15 protein-coding genes are annotated in these 18070 nt (G+C 68.3%); 6 read left to right on the top strand and 9 right to left on the bottom strand.

The features are described from left to right. Positions 1–67: 67 nt before the first annotated feature. The 9 genes from ACFYRH_RS38525 to ACFYRH_RS38485 all read right to left on the bottom strand — a co-directional run bounded on the left by ACFYRH_RS38525 (position 68) and on the right by ACFYRH_RS38485 (position 13182). On the bottom strand, positions 68–2728 hold the full coding sequence (locus tag ACFYRH_RS38525; protein ID WP_387785359.1) for a Tat pathway signal sequence domain protein: 2661 nt from the start codon (positions 2726–2728) through the stop codon (positions 68–70). A 5-nt stretch (positions 2729–2733) separates the two neighbouring features. Beyond that, the gene (locus tag ACFYRH_RS38520; protein ID WP_387785357.1) at positions 2734–5316 is read right to left on the bottom strand and encodes a Tat pathway signal sequence domain protein; all 2583 of its coding nucleotides are present in this window, start codon (positions 5314–5316) and stop codon (positions 2734–2736) included. Beyond that, complete coding sequence (locus ACFYRH_RS38515) at positions 5313–6200, bottom strand: carbohydrate ABC transporter permease (protein ID WP_387785354.1); 888 nt, start codon at positions 6198–6200, stop codon at positions 5313–5315. Before ACFYRH_RS38515 ends, ACFYRH_RS38520 begins: the two co-directional genes overlap by 4 nt. Positions 6201–6212: 12 nt before the next feature. Next, entirely contained in the window at positions 6213–7205 is a 993-nt protein-coding gene (locus tag ACFYRH_RS38510) for an ABC transporter permease (RefSeq protein ID WP_387785351.1), read from the bottom strand. Between the two features lie 3 nt (positions 7206–7208). Continuing rightward, a complete protein-coding gene (locus ACFYRH_RS38505) occupies positions 7209–8756 on the bottom strand; it encodes an extracellular solute-binding protein (protein ID WP_387785348.1) in 1548 nt (515 codons plus the stop codon). Between the two features lie 10 nt (positions 8757–8766). Beyond that, the gene (locus tag ACFYRH_RS38500) at positions 8767–9387 is read right to left on the bottom strand and encodes a YesL family protein (protein ID WP_387785345.1); all 621 of its coding nucleotides are present in this window, start codon (positions 9385–9387) and stop codon (positions 8767–8769) included. A gap of 1117 nt (positions 9388–10504) precedes the next feature. Next, positions 10505–11140: a DUF1961 family protein gene (locus ACFYRH_RS38495; protein WP_387785342.1), complete on the bottom strand. Its 636-nt coding sequence runs from the start codon at positions 11138–11140 to the stop codon at positions 10505–10507. Further along, entirely contained in the window at positions 11140–12156 is a 1017-nt protein-coding gene (locus tag ACFYRH_RS38490; protein WP_387785339.1) for a LacI family DNA-binding transcriptional regulator, read from the bottom strand. Before ACFYRH_RS38490 ends, ACFYRH_RS38495 begins: the two co-directional genes overlap by 1 nt. A gap of 87 nt (positions 12157–12243) precedes the next feature. Continuing rightward, on the bottom strand, positions 12244–13182 hold the full coding sequence (locus tag ACFYRH_RS38485; RefSeq protein WP_387785336.1) for a cyclase family protein: 939 nt from the start codon (positions 13180–13182) through the stop codon (positions 12244–12246). Positions 13183–13290: 108 nt separating this feature from the next. Between ACFYRH_RS38485 and ACFYRH_RS38480 the strand changes: the two genes are divergently transcribed. The 6 genes from ACFYRH_RS38480 to yajC all read left to right on the top strand — a co-directional run bounded on the left by ACFYRH_RS38480 (position 13291) and on the right by yajC (position 18019). Beyond that, on the top strand, positions 13291–13764 hold the full coding sequence (locus ACFYRH_RS38480) for a hotdog fold domain-containing protein (RefSeq protein WP_387785334.1): 474 nt from the start codon (positions 13291–13293) through the stop codon (positions 13762–13764). A gap of 38 nt (positions 13765–13802) precedes the next feature. After that, positions 13803–14963 carry an enhanced intracellular survival protein Eis gene (eis, locus tag ACFYRH_RS38475; RefSeq protein WP_387785332.1) on the top strand — a complete coding sequence of 387 codons (1161 nt, stop codon included), beginning with the start codon at positions 13803–13805 and terminating at the stop codon, positions 14961–14963. 68 nt (positions 14964–15031) lie between these two features. Further along, complete coding sequence (gene ruvC, locus ACFYRH_RS38470) at positions 15032–15628, top strand: crossover junction endodeoxyribonuclease RuvC (protein ID WP_387785330.1); 597 nt, start codon at positions 15032–15034, stop codon at positions 15626–15628. A 41-nt stretch (positions 15629–15669) separates the two neighbouring features. Then, positions 15670–16272, top strand: a complete 603-nt coding sequence (gene ruvA, locus ACFYRH_RS38465) for a Holliday junction branch migration protein RuvA (RefSeq protein ID WP_387785329.1) — start codon at positions 15670–15672, stop codon at positions 16270–16272. A 3-nt stretch (positions 16273–16275) separates the two neighbouring features. Continuing rightward, on the top strand, positions 16276–17328 hold the full coding sequence (gene ruvB / locus ACFYRH_RS38460) for a Holliday junction branch migration DNA helicase RuvB (RefSeq protein ID WP_387785327.1): 1053 nt from the start codon (positions 16276–16278) through the stop codon (positions 17326–17328). Between the two features lie 223 nt (positions 17329–17551). Then, a complete protein-coding gene (gene yajC, locus ACFYRH_RS38455) occupies positions 17552–18019 on the top strand; it encodes a preprotein translocase subunit YajC (protein WP_387785325.1) in 468 nt (155 codons plus the stop codon). Positions 18020–18070 lie beyond the last annotated feature (51 nt).

The following is an 18070-nucleotide window of genomic DNA, read 5'->3' as shown; positions in this document are numbered from 1 at the left end:
CCCTCCCGCACTCCCCAGTGCAGATATCAGACAGATGCAGCTGGCACCCGAAAAGTTGTGATCGGGATCACGGGTTCACGATCTGGTTGCCGACCAGGGCTAGGGTCTGGATGGCGGCCAGGCCGTAGAGGGCCGTGGTGTTGGTGGAGACCCATTTCGCGGCCTTGGTCGGGTTGAGGGTGGTCGTGACGTCTTCGGCGCTCCACGGGAGGGTCGGGGCGTAGCCGTCGCCGGTGTAGAACTCCTTCCAGGCCCGGGCGGCCAGGTCGTCGCGGTCGAGACGCACCGCGGCGTACGCCGTCAGTCGGGCATGGCCCTGGCGCAGGATGAGATTGCCGAAGTAGGCGCCGCACTCTGCTGTCTGCTCGGCCCGGGTGGCGTTGAACAGGCGGCAGTACTGCAGCCAGGCGGACTCGAACGCCGGCATGTCCACCAGGTCGATCAGCTCGGCGCAGATCTCCACCTCGCCGAACATGGCGCTCAGGTGCGACACGCTGACCGTCTTCTCGGTCACCGGAGCGAAACGACCGGTGTCGAGGTCGTAGAGCCCGCTGCCGGTGACGAAGCCGTTCGGCATCGCTCCGATGGTCTCCATGGTCCCGAGCAGCTTTGCCTTCGCAATGGCCGCTTTCGGCCCCTGGCGTTCCCACTCGGTCAGCCAGGCCGCCGCCAGACCACTCCAGTCCGTTCCGAGGCCGATGGACAGCGCATGCGGGTCCGGTGTGTACGGCTCGGTCCTGATCTTCCGGATCGGGTCCAGCACCAGGAACGTCTTGTCCGAATCGACCAGCTCCGACAGCAGGTCGCCCGTACGCTCGTCGGCCGTCAGGAAGTAGTAGAACCGCCGGTACGCCGCCGTACTGATGCGCTGCTGTTTCGCGCTGTCGGCCCAGTGCTGTACGCCGTGCCGTGTGCCCAGGCCGGCCCATTGGCCGAGGTGATAGACGTCGACCTCACCGGTGTGTCGCGTCATCGCCTCGGCGAACCGGAAGATGTCGGCACGTCCGGACCGCAGGAACGCGTACCAGAGCCACAGGTCGGGGGAGAGCTCCGAGTTGTCCCACGCGTACCCGCCGACGTCGTACCGCCAGACCTGCCGGTCCTCGTCGAACGTGTGCATGATGTCGCCGTAGTCCCAGAACCCGTACCAGTGCCGTGACTCGACCTGACCGCGGTAGTAGTCGAACAAGAAGTCCAGATGGTCCTCGATGGGCTTCTTGGCCGGCACCGATCGGTCCACCGGCGTGAACAGCCCACCGAACACCCGTGTACTCACCAGATGGTCCACGGGGTTGATCAGTTGCGGTGGAGTGCGCACCTGGTCCGCCATGTCGCCCAGCCGCGCGGCGGTCGGCGTAGCGGCCAGCGCCCAGAACGTGAGCTCCGACGTACGGGCGATGCCGTACGGCGTACCGAATCCGGGCTCGTAGTCCTCGTACGTGATCTCCAGCGCGTCCAGCTGTTCCGGGTAGGTGTCCTCGCCCATGCCGTCGTGGTAGAACCGCGTGTCCATCGCACCGGCCGCGGGCGACCACAGCCACACGGTGACTTCGGCGTCGTCGGTCGCGGCGTTGCGGATGTCCAGCTGGGTCGGATGCCGTTGCCAGAAGTCTCTGAGACCGAAGGCGAATCCGCCGCTGACGCCACCGACGTACCCGAGGCCGGAGGCGCGTTTGCCTTGGTCGACGGAGATCCATCCGCGGCCCTTCGTGGTCCGCTTCTTCACGGTGAACCCGTCGGCATTCAGTTGGCTCAGCGAGTAGTCGCCCCACTCCGGGATCCACTTGAGTCGCGTCGTCACCCGCTGGTCCCACGTCGCCGGGTCGGCCAGCTTGGTCCCGGCGATCTGCGCGGCCCGGACGGTGGCACCGGGGTCACGTCGCAGACCTGTGATGCCCTTCACCGCCTCGGACACCATGCCGTGCCCCTCGCCGACGAACCGGACGTGCCGGTCGTACGCCGCGTCGCGCATCGGTACCGAGAACCGCACGCCGAGTCCCGCGATGTAGTCCTTCTGACCGTCCCGGTCGTAGACGAACGTGTGCACCATCCGCACGTTCTCCGCGCCGGCCACGAAGTACAGCCGGACCGAGAACGGCAACCAGGTCAGGCCTTTCCGCGACTTGTGCCGCCCCTGGATCCGTACGACGGCGCGCACCGGACCGGACTGCTCCACGGTGACGCTCGTGATGTCGCTGTCGTACCGCTCGCGGACCGCGCCGCCGTCCTCGTCGTCCGCGATCTTGTCCTGCTTCAGATTGACCAGCTGACCCTTGTGCGCGATCAGCACGTCGCCCCGCCAGATGTGGCTGATCAGCTCGGTGCCACTCTTGCGGATCCGGGTCTTGATGACGCCGGTGTCGACGTCGACGTACAGCTTCTCGTCCTGGACCGTGACGGGCCGCGCGGGCGCGGTCGCCGTACCGGGGCCGAGTGTGTAGGACTCGGCGGGTGACTCCACCGCGGTCGAGTGCGCGCTCCACTTGAGGGAGCCGTCCGGCCAGTAGGCGGTCGGCCAGCTCTGCAGTGGTACGTCGGTTCCGTCGGCCGCCTTGAGCGCGAAGGACTGGTTCGCCGGTACGGCGCCCTTCGGCCAGGGCGTACCCCAGGTCGTGACGGCTGCTGTGCTCGGCTTGCCTTCGAGCCAGCTGAGCTTCACGTCCGGGGCTGCCGCCGCGGCGGCCGGCTGGATGTTGTCGAGCAGGGACACCGCAGGTACTGCGGCCATACCTGCTAGGACAGTGCGTCGGGAGACCTCCATGCCGTTCCACCTCTGTCATGTCGGTGTTCGGGGATCAGGGACAGGTTCTGAATCGCTGCGAGCGCGTACTGCGCCGCGCTGTTCGTGCTGATGAACGCGGCCTCGTCGACCGGCATCAGGGCGCCGTCGACGGGAGTGGTTCGCCACTCCGTCTCGCGCTGCATCGCATTGCGGTTGAGTTGGTCGCCTTCGTCGAGGAAGAACTTGCGCCAGGCCAGTCGGGCCAGCTCCGGGCTCCCCGTGCGAGCAGCGGCGTACGCCGCCAGTCGGCTGTGCGCCTGGACCAGTGAGATGCCTTGGAGGGGCTGACCGACCTCTGCGGTCTGTTCCTCGGGGGAGAGCAGGTACAGCCGGCAGTAGTCCAGCCAGGCCTTCTCGAACCCGGGTACGTCGAGATCGAGGTCGATGAGTTCGGAGCAGATCTCGGGGAGACCGAAGAGCGAGGACAGGTGGGACACCGCGATGCCCCGTCGGCTGGTGTCGAGGCGGCCGGTGGTCAGGTCCAGCCGCGCATTGCCAGTGAGGAAGCCGTAGTGCAGTGCGGCGATGTCGGACATCGTTCCCAGGAGCCTGGCACGTGCGCGCTCGTCACCGTGCCGCTCCCACCGTGTGAGCCACGCGGCGGCCAGCGCGCCCCAGTCGACGCCCAGCTCGATGGACAACGCATGCGGGTCGGGGGAGTAGACGTCCGGCCGCACCTTGCGTTGCGGGTCGACAGCGAGGAACGCCTCTTCGATGGCCACGAGCTCGTCCAGCAGGTCACCGGTCCGCTCGTCGGCGGTCAGGTAGTAGTAGAAGCGCCGGTAGATCGCACTGGAGATTCGCACCTGCTTGCAGCTACAGCCCCAGTGCTGCACGTTGTGCCGCGAGCCCAGACCCTTCCAGCGCCCCAGATGATGTACGTCGACCTCACCGGTGTGCCGGGTCATCGACTCGGCGAATCGGAACACGTCCGCGCGGCCGGTCCGCAGATACTGGTACCAGAGCCACAAATCCGGCGAGAGCTCCGAGTTGTCCCACGCGTACCCGCCCACGTCGTACCGCCACGTGTGCCGGTCGCGGTCGTAGGTGTGCATGACGTCGCCGTAGTCCCAGAACCCGTACCAGCGGCGTTGCTCGCGCTGACCCACGTAGTACTGGAAGAGGAAGTTGAGCCGGGCCTCGATGTCCTGGTGGTCCGCGGTGGGCAGACTCCACGTGCCGAACACACCTGCCTCGAGGAGACGAGCTGGAGATGCTGTGAGGAGTCCGGGGGAGTTGAGGAGCGCTACGTGTTCGGACAGCTCTTCTGCCGACGGTGTGGCGTTGTGGACGCGCAGGGTGAGCTCATGGGTGCGTGCGACGCCGTGAGCGTTGCCGAAGCCCGGCTCGTAGTCCTCGTAGGTGATCTCGAGTCCTTCGAGCTGCTCGGCGTACGTGTCCTGGTCCATGCCGTCGTGCCAGTAGCGCACGTCCATCGCCGGTGCGCTGGGCGACCACATCCACACTGTCGCTGTGGCGAGGTCCGTGGCGGCATTGCGGATGTCGAGGCGAGTCGGGTGCAGTTTCCAGAAGTCGCGAAGTCCGAAGCCCAGTCCGCCGGTGACGCCGCCGACGTACCCGTAGCCGGGTGCTCTGGTGCCGGCCGGGATGGTGACCCAACCCAGTCCTGGCCCGGTGCGTTTACGTAGGGTGAAGCCGTCGGCGCTGCTCTGGTCGAGGGTGTAGTCGTTCCACTGCGGGATGAGGTGCAGGCGGTCGGCCACCTCGGCGTTGGGGATCGCTTCGACGGTGCGACCCGCGACCTGGGTACGCCGTACCTCCTCACCCGGATCACGACGCAGACCCGTCAGACCGCGTACTGCCTCGGTCAGGAAGCCGGACGGGCCTGCCAGCCGGATGTGGCGGTTGTGCGGCTCGTCGCGCATCACTACATCCGCACTGAGCCCTAGACCGGCCAGGAAGTCCTGGTCCGGATCCCCGTCCCAGACGAAGCTGTGCACGACCCGTACGTCGGTTGCGCCCGCGTAGAAGTAGAGGCGCACCGAGAACGGCAACCAGTCGCCGTGCTTGCCGGAGAGCTTCACAACAGCCCGCACCGGCCCGTCCTGCTCGACGGTGATGCTGTCGACGGTGGCGGTCGTCTGCTCGCGCGTCCCGCTCAGGTCGTCGGTCGGTACGCTCTGCCGCAGACTCACCAGCCGCACGTCGTGCACCACCTCCTGACCGTCATAAGCGATCGAGGCAATCAGCCCGGGCCGCCGGAGTACCCACGTGACGGCACCCGTCGACACCCGCACCTCGCCGTCGGAGCGCTCGACGTGCACCGGCTGACTCGGCGCCGCCGGTTCACCAGGCAGCAGCTCGTACGACGACTCCGGTTGCTCGGACGGACCGATGGCGTGAGCGGACCACTTGACGGACCCGTCCGGCCATGTGGCGGTCGTCCAGCTCTGCACCGGCGTACCGTCGGCGAGCGTGAACCGGGTGCCGTCGGCAACCGTTCCACGGGCCCACGGAACGCCCCAGGAAACTCCCTGCCGACAAGGAGTTTCCAGCCATTGCAGCGTCGTCATTCCTTCACCGATCCGATCAGCACGCCCTTCGCGAAGTGTTTCTGCAGGAACGGGTAGAAGAACAGGATCGGGAGCGTCGCCACCACCACGACCGCGAACTTCAGGCCCTGCTCCGGGAACGTCACCGTCTCCAGTTGCTGCAGCACGTTCGCGGAGTCCGCGTTCGCCGCGGTGAGCTGGCGGACGATCATCTGCAACGTCCACAACTTGTTGTCGTCGATGTAGAGCAACGGCGACATGTAGTCGTTCCAGATCCCGACCGCGTAGAACAGCGAGAACGTCGCGATGATCGGCTTCGACAACGGCAGCACGATCCGCAGGAACACGTTCAGCTCGTTGCAGCCGTCGATCCGGGCCGCCTCCTCGAGCGCCTCCGGCAATTCCTGGAAGAAGCTCTTCACGACGATCAGGTAGAACGGGTTGATCGCCAGCGGCAGGATCAGCGCCCAGTAGCTGTCCAGCAGCCCCAGGTTCCGTACGACGAGGTAGGTCGGGATCATGCCGCCGCTGAACACCAGCGTGAAGATCACCAGGTTCAGCACCAGCGTCCGCCCCGGCAGGAACCGTTTCGCCAGCGGATACGCCATGGTCAGCGTCAGCAGCAACTGGATCACGGTTCCGACTGCGGTCACCCCGATCGTGGTCAGCAGCGCCCGGACGAACGTGTCGGTCGAGAAGATGTAGTGGTACGTGTCGGTGACGAACCGGTGCGGCCACAGGAAGAACGGCCGCGAGCTGATCTCGGACTCGGTCGCGAACGATCCCGCGAGGACGTACAGCAGCGGCAGCACCGTCACCAGGGCGAGCGCCGACAGTACGACGACGTTCAGTACGTCGAACACGCGGCTGCCGACCGAGTCGTAGTACCTGACTCTCTGTTTCATGATTCGTCCCCCTCAGAACAGCCCGCGCTGGCCGAGCCGCTTGGCCAGCAGGTTGGAGCCGAAGATCAGTACGACGCCGATGACGCCCTTGAACAGTCCGACTGCGGTCGCGTAGCTGAACGAGCCCTGGGTGATGCCGATGTAGTACACGAACGTGTCGAACACGTCGGCGACGTCGCGGTTCAGCGACGTGGTCATCAGCCAGATCTGCTCGAACCCGGAGTCCATCAGGTGCCCGGATGTCAGGATCGCCATCACCACGATCGTCGGCCGGATCGCCGGCAGCGTGATGTGCCAGAACTGCCGCCAGCGGCCGGCGCCGTCCACCCGGGCCGCCTCGTACAGCTGCGAGTCCACGCCGGCCAGCGCGGCCAGGTAGATGATCGTGCCCCAGCCGGTCTGCTTCCACAGCAGCTGCAGCACGATCAGCGGCCGGAACCATCCGGCCTGTGCCACGTAGTCGGTCTTCTGGCCGCCGACGATGCCGTGGATCCAGTTCGCGATCACGCCGAAGTCCACCGAGAACAGCAGGTACGTCAGCGACGCGACGATCGTCCACGAGAGGAAGTGCGGAATGTAGACGAGCGACTGCACGGACCGCTTGAGCACGTTGACGCGGAGCTCGTTCAGCAGCAGCGCGACCACGATCGGGGCCGGGAAGACGAAGACGATCGTCAGCACCGCGAGCAGCAGCGTGTTGAACATCAGCCGCCCGAAGTCCGGGCCGCTGAACAGTTCCTGGAAATGCTTCAGCCCGACCCATTCACTGCCCGAGTAGCCGAGGAACGGTACATAGTCCTTGAACGCGATCGTCAGGCCGTACATCGGCAGGTACTTGAACACGACGAAGTACGCCAGACCGGGCAGCAGCAACAGGTACAGCCAGCGGTAGCGGATGAGGTCCCGCGGCAGGTTCCGCGCCCGGCGGGCACGCTTCGGGGCGGGCGCCGGCCGCGGGGAGTCCGCAGCCGGCTGCACCACCTCCGGCACCAGGTCGGTGGCCATGGATCAGCCGCCGGCCTTGGCGGAGAGGTCGTTGACCTCCTTGGCGATCTGGGTCCCGCCACCGTCGTACCAGCGCTTGATCTGGGCCTTCAGCTGGTCCTCGGTGATCGCGCCGGACAGGTACTTGATCCGGGCGTCCGGGATGATCGTGTCGAGCGTCTGGCCCTTCGACACCGACGTCGGCGCGATGATGCTCAGCGCCGGGTTGAACACCGCGGTCTTCAGGTCCTCGTTCATCAGGACGTCGAACTTCTCCCGCATCTTCCGGCTGGCTTCGTCACTCGGCCGCAGCGCGTACGCGCCGAGCCCGACCGACGCCCGGGTTCCGAGCTGGATGAACGCCTTGTCGACGTCGTTCTGGATCGCCTTGACCTTCGGGTCGTCCTGGTTGACGGGTACGGCGTACTGCCCGTCGGCCTTGAAGTTGCGGCCCTCGATCCCGTTCGTGAGCAGGATCGAGCCCTCCTTCGACTCCAGCTTGTCCAGCGTCTGCAGCACCTGGTCGAGCTGTTCCTCGGTGCGGATGTGCTGCTTGGAGATCGCGATCACCATGTTGTAGCCGGTGAACGGGTACGAGTGCTTCGCGCCGTCCGGGCCCAACAGGTTGCCGACCAGGGTGACCTTGTCGAAGTCCTTCGGGTTCTTCTCCTTGAACAGGTCGAGGAGCTGGGTGGCGCGGACGTTGACGTCGATGATCATGCCGCCCTTGCCCTGCACGAACGGGTCGTTCCAGTTCGCGCTGTCCAGGGTGGCGAAGTCCGGGTTCACCAGGCCTTCCCTGACCCAGCCGCGCAGCCACTCGTTGGCCTTCAGGAACTCCGGGGTGTCGAAGCCCGGGACCAGCTTGCCGTCGCGTTCGCCCCAGCCGTTCGGGGCGCCGAACCAGGTCTCGATCACGTCGTACGGGCTGGCGCTCGCGTAGCCGCCGGGCCACTTCGGGATGATCAGGCCGTAGGTGTCCTTCTTGCCGTTGCCGTCCGGGTCCTTCTCGGTGAACGCCTTGGCGATCGTGTACAGGTCCTCGACGGTCTGCGGTTCCTTCAGGCCGAGCTTGGCCAGCCAGTCCTTGCGGATCACGATCCCGGAGCGCAGCAGCGGCCGGACCCGGTAGATCCCGTACGTCTTGCCGTTGGTCTGCGTGTTCTTCGCGGTCTGCTCGTTGGCCGGCTTCAGGTTCGGGTACTTGTCGAGCTTGCCGGTCAGGTCCCAGAACGCGCCGGCCTCGGCCGCCTTGACGAACGACGGGCTCTTCTCGTTCGCCACCATCACGTCCGGGATCTTGTCCGAGGCGAGCGTGACGTTCGACTTGTCGCCGTATTCCGCGTTCGGCACCCAGGTGATCTGGAGTTTCTTGCCGATCAGTTTCTCGACCGCCTGCTGCAGCTCACCGTTCGCGGCCGGTGCGGTGCCGAACAGCGGCGCCATCACCGTGAGTTCGTTGGTCGCCTCGCTGCTCTTGGTGTCGCCACCTCCGGAACAGGCGGAGGCCGCGAGCAACGCCGTCGTCAGCGCGGCGGTGACGGCCGTACGCCGTCGGGAGAAGATGGTCATGAGTTCCCTTTCAGTTACCGCTGGGGTGCAGACGCGCTTCGTTCTCGGCGAAGAAGCGCAGGCAGAGCCAGGTGTCGAGCTGGATCCACGCGCCGCCGGCCAGGACGATCCCGAGCACCGGGAACTTGACCGACGCATAGGCGATGGACAGCGCGACGAACAGCAGGACCAGGGACGACGCCGGCCGCGCGAGCGCGACCAACGATGCCTTGGGCAACAATGCGCGGACACCGAGGTCGTAGTGCACGGCCATCGGGAACGCGTACCCGGCGATCAGCCCGAGCACCACGAGCGCTCCGAGACTGGCCAGCCGGGGGAGTGCGGCACCGAGCGCCGCGAAGTACAGGTAGTTGCCGGCGAGGACGACGGCGATCACCGCCAACGGCAGCACCACGAGCGTGCCGCGGCGGAACTCGCGGCGGACCGCGGCCCGGAAGGCGGGCAATGCATGAAACGATTCACCGAGGGATCTGCGTCTGGCCAGTGAATAGGCGGCCAGCGTGGCCGGCCCGATACCGAACGCGACGCCGCCGAGCAGCGTGCACAGTGCCCACAACGCATTCAGCTTGATCACCCAGACGACCTCGTCGGCCGCGCCGTACAGCTTGATCGCCCATCCGTCGGTCCCCATCGGAACCCGCCTCCTTTCGGCGGAAAAGTGATGTGACCGTAAGGTTGAATCGTCTCAATGTCAACACTTCGGAAAGCGTTTGTCAGGGAGCGGTCACCCGAGCATTCGGCCGCACGGCACAAGCGCCGGCACGCGGCCGCGGCGAGAGCGGGAGCCGCGACTAGCACCAGGACCAAGCCCGCGGCGCACCCACCTCGCGACGCGCCGTGCGCCCGCCGCACCTCGCGATCCACCGCGTACCGGTCGGTGCGTTCAGGGGCGCGGGGTGCCGCGTGGTGGGGTGACGGGTGCGGGGTACGGCGTGGTGAGGTGACGGGTACGGCGTACCGGGTGCTCGGCGGCTCCGGGGCTAGTCGGTTCGCGCTGGTTTGGCGTGCGGGCGGTTGAGGGGCTATCCCCTGGAGTTGGGGGTTCTCTGACGGTGTGGAAGGGGAGAACCCCCAACATGCGGGGTTATCCGCTCTTGTGTGGACGGGGTGGCCGCGGAGTGTGGTGCGCTGTGAGGTGAGGCGGTTGGGTGGGTCGGATGACACGGGATGGGGACTGGCAACAAGCAATTTCAGGTGTTCAGTCACCAGTTCTTGTGCCAGCCCCCAGTGGTTGGCGGTTGCTGACGCGTGACCTCGTGGGAGGCGCGAGTTCGCGGGCAATGCGGGAAGTGCTGGGAGGAGCTAGTGCGGTGACAAGAAACGTTGAGGTCGTCCATCAGCTCAGCGCGTTCCCCGGTTATCCGACCCCGGCCAGGCGCCCCGGTCAGGCGCCCCGGTCAGGCGCCCCGGCCAGGCACCCCGGCCAGGCACCCCTGCCGGGCGCCCCTGCCGGGCGCCCCTGCCGGGCATTCGGGCGGTTCACCCCTGATGTTGTCCCTGAGCAGTTGGTATGCCGCGTGGGAACGGACCATTTCTGAGGTGAACCACCCAAACGGCGCCTCGGCGCCACGGCGCCTCGGCGCCTCGGCGCCACGGGGCCACGGCGCCTCGGCGCCACGGGGCCACGGGGCCACGGGGCCACGGCGCCACGGGGCCACGGCGCCGCGGCGGCGCGTGCAGAGGCGGCTGGGGTCATCGTTGGCAGGGGCGGCAAGGGGCCGACAACCTGAAGGTTTCTTGACGTGGCACTAGGGGGTGGTGACGCGGAGGTTGGCGTAGTCGCCGATCAGGGGTGCCATTTGGCGGAAGCCGAGTTTGCCGCCGGGCAGGGGGTCGGGGTCGCGCCAGGTGAAGGTGACCAGGTCGTTGATGGCGAAGGTCACCTCGCCGTGCTGGACGGAAAGCCGGAGGTGGTACGGGCCGTCGGCGTCCGCGACGTCGGGGATGGGGTCGGCGCCCTGGGCAACCAGATGGAAGCCGTAGCTCTTGCGGAGGTTGCAGGTGTGGAACGCGCGCTCGGCCGGCCAGCGGCGGCGGAAGTACGAGACGTGGTACGTGTCGAGGTCACCGTGATGGTACTGCTCGTACGGACCCGTGCGCGGCTGGAGTTCGAAGAGGTCCTCGCCGCGACGGCCGCGAGCGTGGAAGAACAGGATGCAGAGCCCGGGTTCACGGATCGGCCAGAAGTCCCACTCGACGGTGAGGTCGGCCGGGAAGTCCTCCGGGCACCAGAGGACGACATTCGCGTCCTGTCCGTCGTCGGCCGGACGGCGGCTCTCGAGGCGCAGACGCCCTTGCGGGAAAGAGGTTGCGGCGTCGCCCTCGGCCCTGAACCCGTCCAGATCCGCGGGCGTCGCGAGCGCGTTCTCGTACAGCGTCGCCATCAGCGGCGGCGGGTGAAGTCGCTGGACTCGCGGACGATCAGGTCCGGCTGGAAGATCACCTGACGATGCCGGTGGTGTTCGGCCGACTCGACCTCCTCCTGCAGCAACTCCATCGCCGACCGTCCGAGCAGATCGGCCGGCTGCCGGACCGACGACAGCGGTACGGCGGCTGCGCGCGCGAAGTCGATGTCGTCGTACCCGACGATCGCCATGTCCTGCGGGAGGCGGAGCCCGGCGACCGCCATCGCCTGGAGGAAGCCCAGCGCGAGCAGGTCGTTCGCGAGGAATGCCGCGGTCGGGCGCGACCGGACCGGCAGTGCGGCGATGCGTTCGCCGATCGCGCGACCCTCGACGACACCCATCACGTCGACCTCGTGGTGCTGGAGGTCGACGCCGGCCGCCGCGGCCGCGACCGCGGTGATCCCGGCCTTGCGGTCCTTCACCTGCTGCATCGTGAACGGCCCACCGACGAAGGCGATCCGGCGATGGCCGGACTCGATCAGGTGGGTGCCCGCGAGCCGTCCGCCGAGCTGGTCGTCGACCGACACCGAGCACAGCCCGCGGTCCGCCGTACGGTCGACGAGGACGACCGGCGTACCGCGGTCGACCAGGGCCGTCAGGCGTGGATCGTTGCTGTCGAAGGGGGTGATCAGGATGCCGAGGACGCGTTGTTGCTCGAGTTGGTCGAGGTGATGGCCTTCGCGGACCGGGTCGGTCTTGCTGTTGCAGAGCATCACGACCGTGTCGTGCTCGGAGGCGAGTGCCTCGGCGCCTTCCGCGAGCGCGGTGAAGAACGGGTTGGCGACGTCGAGGACGACGAGGCCGACGGTCCGGCTGCGACCGGCGCGGAGGTGCCGCGCCGCTTCGTTGCGCACGAAGCCGAGCGCGTCGATGCTGTCCTGAACGCGTTTCCGGGTCGCCGGCGCGACGATCCCCGGCCGGTTGAGGAAGTTGCTGACCGTCCCGACCGAGACCCCGGCGCGCTGCGCGACCTCCTTGATGCTGGGCGTCGCCATCGTCCCCCGTCCAGCAGCAGTTTCGGTCCCCGGCAGTCTAACGAGCCCGGGTTGAATCGTCTAAATTGCCCGTGCCGTCAGAAACCGTCAGAAGGTGGCGATCGGGTTCACCGGGCTGCCGGAGGTGCCCTCGAAGCGGACCGGCGCGACCGCGAGCTGGAAGTCCCACTGGCCGAGTTCGGCGGCCGTCGCCGCGCATTCCTCCAGGTCGCAGTTGTCGAGCAACCACAGACCCATCGCGACGAGACTCACGGCGTGCACCGGCATCAGCACGGCGTCGTACCCCGACGGCTGGACGTCCTGAGGGGTGTCGGCGCCGATCAGCGCGACCTCTCGCTCCTGCAGCCACGGCAGGCAGGACGCGTGCCAGCCGGCCTGCGTGAGGCCACCGGCCGTACCGCCTTCGTGCCGGGCGCGGCCGCCGCCGGTCCGCAGCAGAACCGCGTCGCCGGGGCGCACCTGCACGCCCTGGCGACGCTCGGCCTCCTCGAGGTCCTCAGGGAACACGCCGTGCCCGGGTTCGAGCCACGGCACGTCACGGACCTTCGCGACGTCCAGCAGGACACCCCGGGTGACGATGCCGTTCGACGCTGCGGTGACGGCTGCCCATGCCGATCCGGTGGCGGCGTCGACCAACGAGTGCGACCGTCCGTTGTACGTCTTGCCGTCCCAGAAGATGTGGCACGGCGAATCGAGGTGGGTGATCGTGTTGCCGTGGAACAGCAGGCCGAGCCGCTCGTTCGAGAAACCCCACCGCCGGTCCGCGTGGAACGCCGCCGGCATGTTCTCGGCGCCCGGCATGTCCGCGGCGCACGGGCACACGTTCGTCGACCGCTCCATCTCCTCCGGTACGGCGACATCCCACGCGCACGACACACTCCGGCCGTGACGAACGGCCCGCGCCGCCGCCAGCCGCACCTCGTCGGTGACGTGGTTCAGCGTGCCGAGCTCGTCGTCGTCGCCCCACCGTCCCCAGTTCGACAGCGTGTCGAAGTACCCGAGTACGTCGTCCTGGGTGGGGATCATGCGGGCATCGACTCCTCCGGTGGCGCGGTTCGAGGCAGGCAGGCAGGCAGGCAGGCTATCCCGCGGGGGGCTCTTCACGGCGATGTGACTCATGGGTAACATTCGGGTATGGCGAGCCAGGTGCTGGGGTTGTGGGAGCGGTTGCGTGCGGTGCCCGGCGGGGAGCGGGTGTTCTCCTGGGGCTTCACCTGGAAGGCGCCGTACTTCCGTTCGGTGCGGCCGCGGTTCGTGCAGGTCAGCCCGAACTACGCGGCGCTGACACTGCCGAAGCGGCGGGCGGTGCTGAACCACATCGGGACCGTGCACGCGATTGCCGTGTGCAACGGGTTGGAGGCCGCGATGGGTGCGCTGGCCGAGGCGACGGTTCCGGCGGGCAAGCGGTGGCTGCCGAAGGGCATGGAGGTCGCGTACCTCGCCAAGTCGACGTCGGACCTGACCTGCTCGGCCGAGACCGACCCCGACACCTGGACCGCGGGGCCCGACGTACCGGTACGGGTGAAGGCGACGCGTGACGACGGCACGGTGGTCGTCGAGGGAACGATCCACCTGTGGGTGACCGAGCAACAGACCGGCAAGAAATAGGTCCGCCCGAGGCCCGCCGTACGACGTAGGGTCGCGGGGTGACTGATCTGCGGGTGGTGGACGTCGCCGAGGCGCAGTTGGACTCGGTGTGGGAGGTTCGGATCCGGTCGTTCGGGCCGGGCGGTGATCGCGACGAGTGGCGGAAGACCGCGCTGCGGTTCATCGCGGACGGCCGCTATCTCGGTGTCGTCGACGGGGACCAGTTGGTCGCGGCGGCGCGGATCTGGCCGTTCGAGCAGTGGTGGGGCGGACGTCGGGTGCCGCTGGGCGGAGTGGCCGGGGTCGTGGTCGCACCGGAGTACCGCGGTCAGGGTGTCGGCAGCCTGTTGATGCGCGGCGTCCTGCAGCGGTGTGTCGAGAAGGGCTACCCGCTGACGGCGCTGTATCCGGCGACGACTGTTCTCTACCGGCACCTCGGCTACGAGTTCGCCGGCGGGCGCTACAAGTTCTCGTTCCAGGCAGCCGATCTGCGCACGCTGGGCGGCAAAGGTACGGCGGTCCGCAAGGCGAGCCGTGCCGACGCCGAGCTGTTCCTGCAGCTGGCCGGGAAGTCGCACGAGACCCGCCGGTCGAACGGTCCGCTGATCTGGCCGACGAGCGAGATCGAGTCCTGGCTCGAGGACGAGGACAATTTCGCGTACGTCGCCGACGACGGTTTCGTGGTCTACAACTGGTCCGACGGCAACCTGGCGGTGGACGAGCTCGTGGCCGGCTCCGAAGAGACCGCTCGGGCCCTGTGGGCGACCGTCGGCTCGGGTGCCTCGATCGCGCGCACCGTGCACGCGTACTGCCCGCCGTTCGACCCGATCCACCTCCTGGCCGAGCACGAGGCGGAGGGCGATGCCCGGATCAACCGCTGGATGCTCCGGCTCGTCGACGCCCCGACCGCGATCGCGGGCCGGGGGTTCCCCGAGGGCGTCGTACTCGAGGCCGACCTGCGGATCGACGATCCCGAGCTGCCCACGAACACCGGTGACTGGCACCTCTCGGTCGTGGACGGGGTCGGCCGGCTCACCCCGTCCGAACCGTCCAGCGACGCCCTGCGCCTCGGCCCACGGGGTCTGGCCGCCCTGTACGCCGGTACGCCGCTGACTGCCCTTCGGGGCGCCGGCCTGGCGGCCGGGGGAGCGGCAACTGCCGACTCGGCGCTGGACGCGGTCTTCGGCGGCGCCACGCCGTACATGCTCGACTACTTCTGAGGCGTGTCGGTTTCGGACTGTCCGGGGCCTCCGACTAGGGTTGTCGAACAAACGTTCGGAGGTGGTCCATGCGGGTGCTCGGCGTCGACCCGGGACTGACCCGGTGCGGCCTCGGCGTCGTCGAGGGGACACCGGGGAAGCCACCGGCGCTGGTCGCCGTCGGGGTGATCCGGACGCCGGCCGAGCTGGACGTGTCCAAGCGCCTGGTCCGGATCGAGGCGGAGCTCGACGAGTGGATCGAGCGGCACCGGCCGGACGCCGTCGCGGTCGAGCGGGTGTTCGCGCAGCACAACGTGCGGACGGTGATGGGGACGGCGCAGGCGTCCGGGGTGGCGATGGTGGTCGCCGCGCGCCGCGGGCTGCCGGTCGCGCTGCACACGCCGAGCGAGGTGAAAGCCGCGGTCACCGGCTCCGGCCGGGCGGACAAGGAGCAGGTGACCACGATGGTCACCCGGATCCTCAGGCTGAGCGAGCGTCCGACCCCCGCGGACGCCGCCGACGCGCTGGCGCTGGCCATCTGCCACGTCTGGCGTGGCGGAGTGGCGAGCAAGTTGCATGAGGCGGCGGCGAGCCGGGCCAACCTCGAGGCGGCGGCGCAGGCGCAGTCGCGGCTGCAGATGGCGCGACTGCGGGCCGCGGTGGCCGCCCAGCAGGGCAAGCGGTGAGCAAGTGGTGAGCACGACGTGAGCAGGCTTGGAGGTTGGCGATGATCGCCTTTGTGCGCGGCCCGGTGGCGGCCATCGGAGTGGACAGTGCCGTTGTCGAGGTCGGGGGAGTGGGCCTGCTGGTGTACTGCGACCCGGGCACGCTGGCCGGATTGCGGCCGGGACAAGAGGCCCGGATCTCCACGTCGATGGTGGTCCGTGAGGACTCGCTGACGCTGTACGGGTTCGCGGACGACGACGCGAAGACCACGTTCGAGCTGCTGCAGACCGCGTCCGGGGTGGGCCCGAAGCTGGCCCAGGCCGCGCTCGCGGTGCTCAGCCCCGACCAGTTGCGCCAGGCGGTCGCGACCGAGGATCTCGCCGTACTCGTGAAGGTTCCGGGGATCGGCAAGAAGGGCGCGCAGCGGATCGTGCTGGAGCTGAAGGACAAGATCGGTGCGCCGTCCAAGAGCGTGACCGGGCGTCCGCTGCAGGCGCAGGAGGCGTGGCGCGATCAGGTGCACGCCGGCCTGGTCGGCCTGGGCTGGTCGGCCCGGGACGCCGAGGATGCCGTCACCGCGGTGTCGCCGCTCGCCGCCGACAGCCCGAACCCGTCCGTTCCCGACCTGCTGCGTGCCGCGCTGCGCGTGCTCTCGAAGGCCTAGCCGATGGAAGACAACGTGCGCCCGCTGGTCTCCGCGGATGTGGCGGATCTCGAGGAGCGCAAGATCGAGTCGGCGCTCCGGCCGCGCACGCTGGCCGAGTTCGGCGGCCAGCGTCGGGTCAGCGAGCAGCTCGAGCTGGTACTGCACGCGGCCCGCGGCCGGAACCGAGCGCCCGACCACGTGTTGCTGTCCGGCCCGCCCGGCCTGGGGAAGACCACGCTGGCGATGATCATCGCCAGCGAGATGTCCGCACCGCTGCGGGTGACCAGCGGGCCCGCGATCCAGCACGCCGGCGACCTGGCGGCGATCCTGTCCGGGCTGAGCGAGGGCGAAGTTCTGTTCCTGGACGAGATCCACCGGATGTCGCGGCCCGCGGAAGAGCTGCTCTACATGGCGATGGAGGACTTCCGCGTCGACGTGATCGTCGGCAAGGGGCCGGGCGCGACCGCGATCCCGCTGGAGATCCCGCCGTTCACGCTGGTCGGGGCGACCACCCGTGCCGGTCTGCTGCCGGGGCCGCTGCGTGACCGCTTCGGTTTCACCGGTCATCTGGAGTTCTACGAGTCGGCCGAGCTGGAGAAGATCGTCAACCGCTCCGCCGCGCTGCTCGAGGTCGACATCACGCCGGAGGGCGCGACCGAGATCGCCTCCCGGTCCCGCGGTACACCGCGGATCGCGAACCGGCTGCTCCGCCGGGTCCGCGACTACGCCGAGGTCCGCGCCGACGGCATCATCACGCTCGCGCTGTCCAAAGCGGCCCTGGATCTGTACGAAGTGGACAAGATGGGCCTGGACCGGCTGGACCGCTCGGTCCTGGACGCTCTGTGCCGCCGGTTCGGGGGTGGACCGGTCGGTCTTTCCACGCTCGCGGTTGCGGTCGGCGAAGAACGTGAGACTGTGGAGGAAGTGGCCGAACCGTTCCTGGTCCGGTCGGGCTATCTGGCCCGTACGCCGCGTGGTCGCGTCGCCACGCCCGCGGCCTGGCGGCACATCGGGCTGAAAGTCCCGAAGGGCGCGACGTTCGCGGACACGCTCTTCGACGCAGACGACGACTGACGACGAAGGCCAACTGAACAACGGTCACCCGGGAACCACCGCGGGCGCCGGAACGTAGACACTGCGTAGTGAGTGACGCAAACGTGACCCGGTGTCATGAGGCACTTGTTGCCGCTCAGGGTTAGACTCCCCGGTGGCCTGACCTCCAGGTCATTCCGCTGTGATCTGCGCGTTCGCGCAGCGCAGGCAATACAACCGACCCGACGAAGGATTCTGAGACCCGATGCAACTCCTCGCCGTACCGATGGCCTCCTCCGGGGGCGGTGGCATCACGCTGCTGCTGCCGCTGATCCTGATCGTCGGAATGATCTGGTTCATGAGCCGCACGCAGAAGAAGCAGCGCCAGCGTCAGGCCGACACGGTCGCAGCGCTCTCCCCGGGCACGAAGGTCGTCACGACCAGCGGCCTGGTCGGCATCGTCGAGGAGACCGACGACGACTACGTGACGCTGGAGATCTCCGAGGGCGTGCTGGTTCAGGTCGTGAAGGCCGCGATCGGCCGGGTGATCCCGGACGAGGACGCTGCCGACGAGACCGAGACCGCCACCGAGCCGGTCGAGGCAGCCACCGCCGACGAGGCGGTCGAGACCGCGAAGGTCGACGTACCGGACGCGGGCAAGGCCGAGGACAACAAGGCCGACGGCAAGGTGCAGGACGCGCCGAAGCTGCCGCCGACGCACACCGAGAACTGATTTCCGTCCCAACGGCCTGCGGCGCGGCGTCCGGTGTCCCTGTGAAGATGC

The sequence above is a fragment of the Kribbella sp. NPDC004875 genome (assembly GCF_042873375.1).
In the GTDB taxonomy this organism is placed as follows: domain Bacteria; phylum Actinomycetota; class Actinomycetes; order Propionibacteriales; family Kribbellaceae; genus Kribbella.
This window is presented reverse-complemented; position numbering and strand designations above follow the sequence as displayed.

Bases quoted from the DNA above. Each gene is read 5' to 3' on its own strand.
- ACFYRH_RS38515 (WP_387785354.1), bottom strand. From the start codon at position 6,200: ATGAAACAGAGAGTCAGGTACTACGACTCGGTCGGCAGCCGCGTGTTC.
- ruvB (WP_387785327.1), top strand. From the start codon at position 16,276: ATGGAAGACAACGTGCGCCCGCTGGTCTCCGCGGATGTGGCGGATCTC.
- yajC (WP_387785325.1), top strand. From the start codon at position 17,552: ATGCAACTCCTCGCCGTACCGATGGCCTCCTCCGGGGGCGGTGGCATC.
- ACFYRH_RS38505 (WP_387785348.1), bottom strand. From the start codon at position 8,756: ATGACCATCTTCTCCCGACGGCGTACGGCCGTCACCGCCGCGCTGACG.
- ACFYRH_RS38520 (WP_387785357.1), bottom strand. From the start codon at position 5,316: ATGACGACGCTGCAATGGCTGGAAACTCCTTGTCGGCAGGGAGTTTCC.
- ACFYRH_RS38500 (WP_387785345.1), bottom strand. From the start codon at position 9,387: ATGGGGACCGACGGATGGGCGATCAAGCTGTACGGCGCGGCCGACGAG.
- ruvC (WP_387785330.1), top strand. From the start codon at position 15,032: ATGCGGGTGCTCGGCGTCGACCCGGGACTGACCCGGTGCGGCCTCGGC.
- ACFYRH_RS38510 (WP_387785351.1), bottom strand. From the start codon at position 7,205: ATGGCCACCGACCTGGTGCCGGAGGTGGTGCAGCCGGCTGCGGACTCC.
- ACFYRH_RS38495 (WP_387785342.1), bottom strand. From the start codon at position 11,140: ATGGCGACGCTGTACGAGAACGCGCTCGCGACGCCCGCGGATCTGGAC.
- ACFYRH_RS38480 (WP_387785334.1), top strand. From the start codon at position 13,291: ATGGCGAGCCAGGTGCTGGGGTTGTGGGAGCGGTTGCGTGCGGTGCCC.
- ruvA (WP_387785329.1), top strand. From the start codon at position 15,670: ATGATCGCCTTTGTGCGCGGCCCGGTGGCGGCCATCGGAGTGGACAGT.
- ACFYRH_RS38485 (WP_387785336.1), bottom strand. From the start codon at position 13,182: ATGATCCCCACCCAGGACGACGTACTCGGGTACTTCGACACGCTGTCG.
- ACFYRH_RS38490 (WP_387785339.1), bottom strand. From the start codon at position 12,156: ATGGCGACGCCCAGCATCAAGGAGGTCGCGCAGCGCGCCGGGGTCTCG.
- ACFYRH_RS38525 (WP_387785359.1), bottom strand. From the start codon at position 2,728: ATGGCCGCAGTACCTGCGGTGTCCCTGCTCGACAACATCCAGCCGGCC.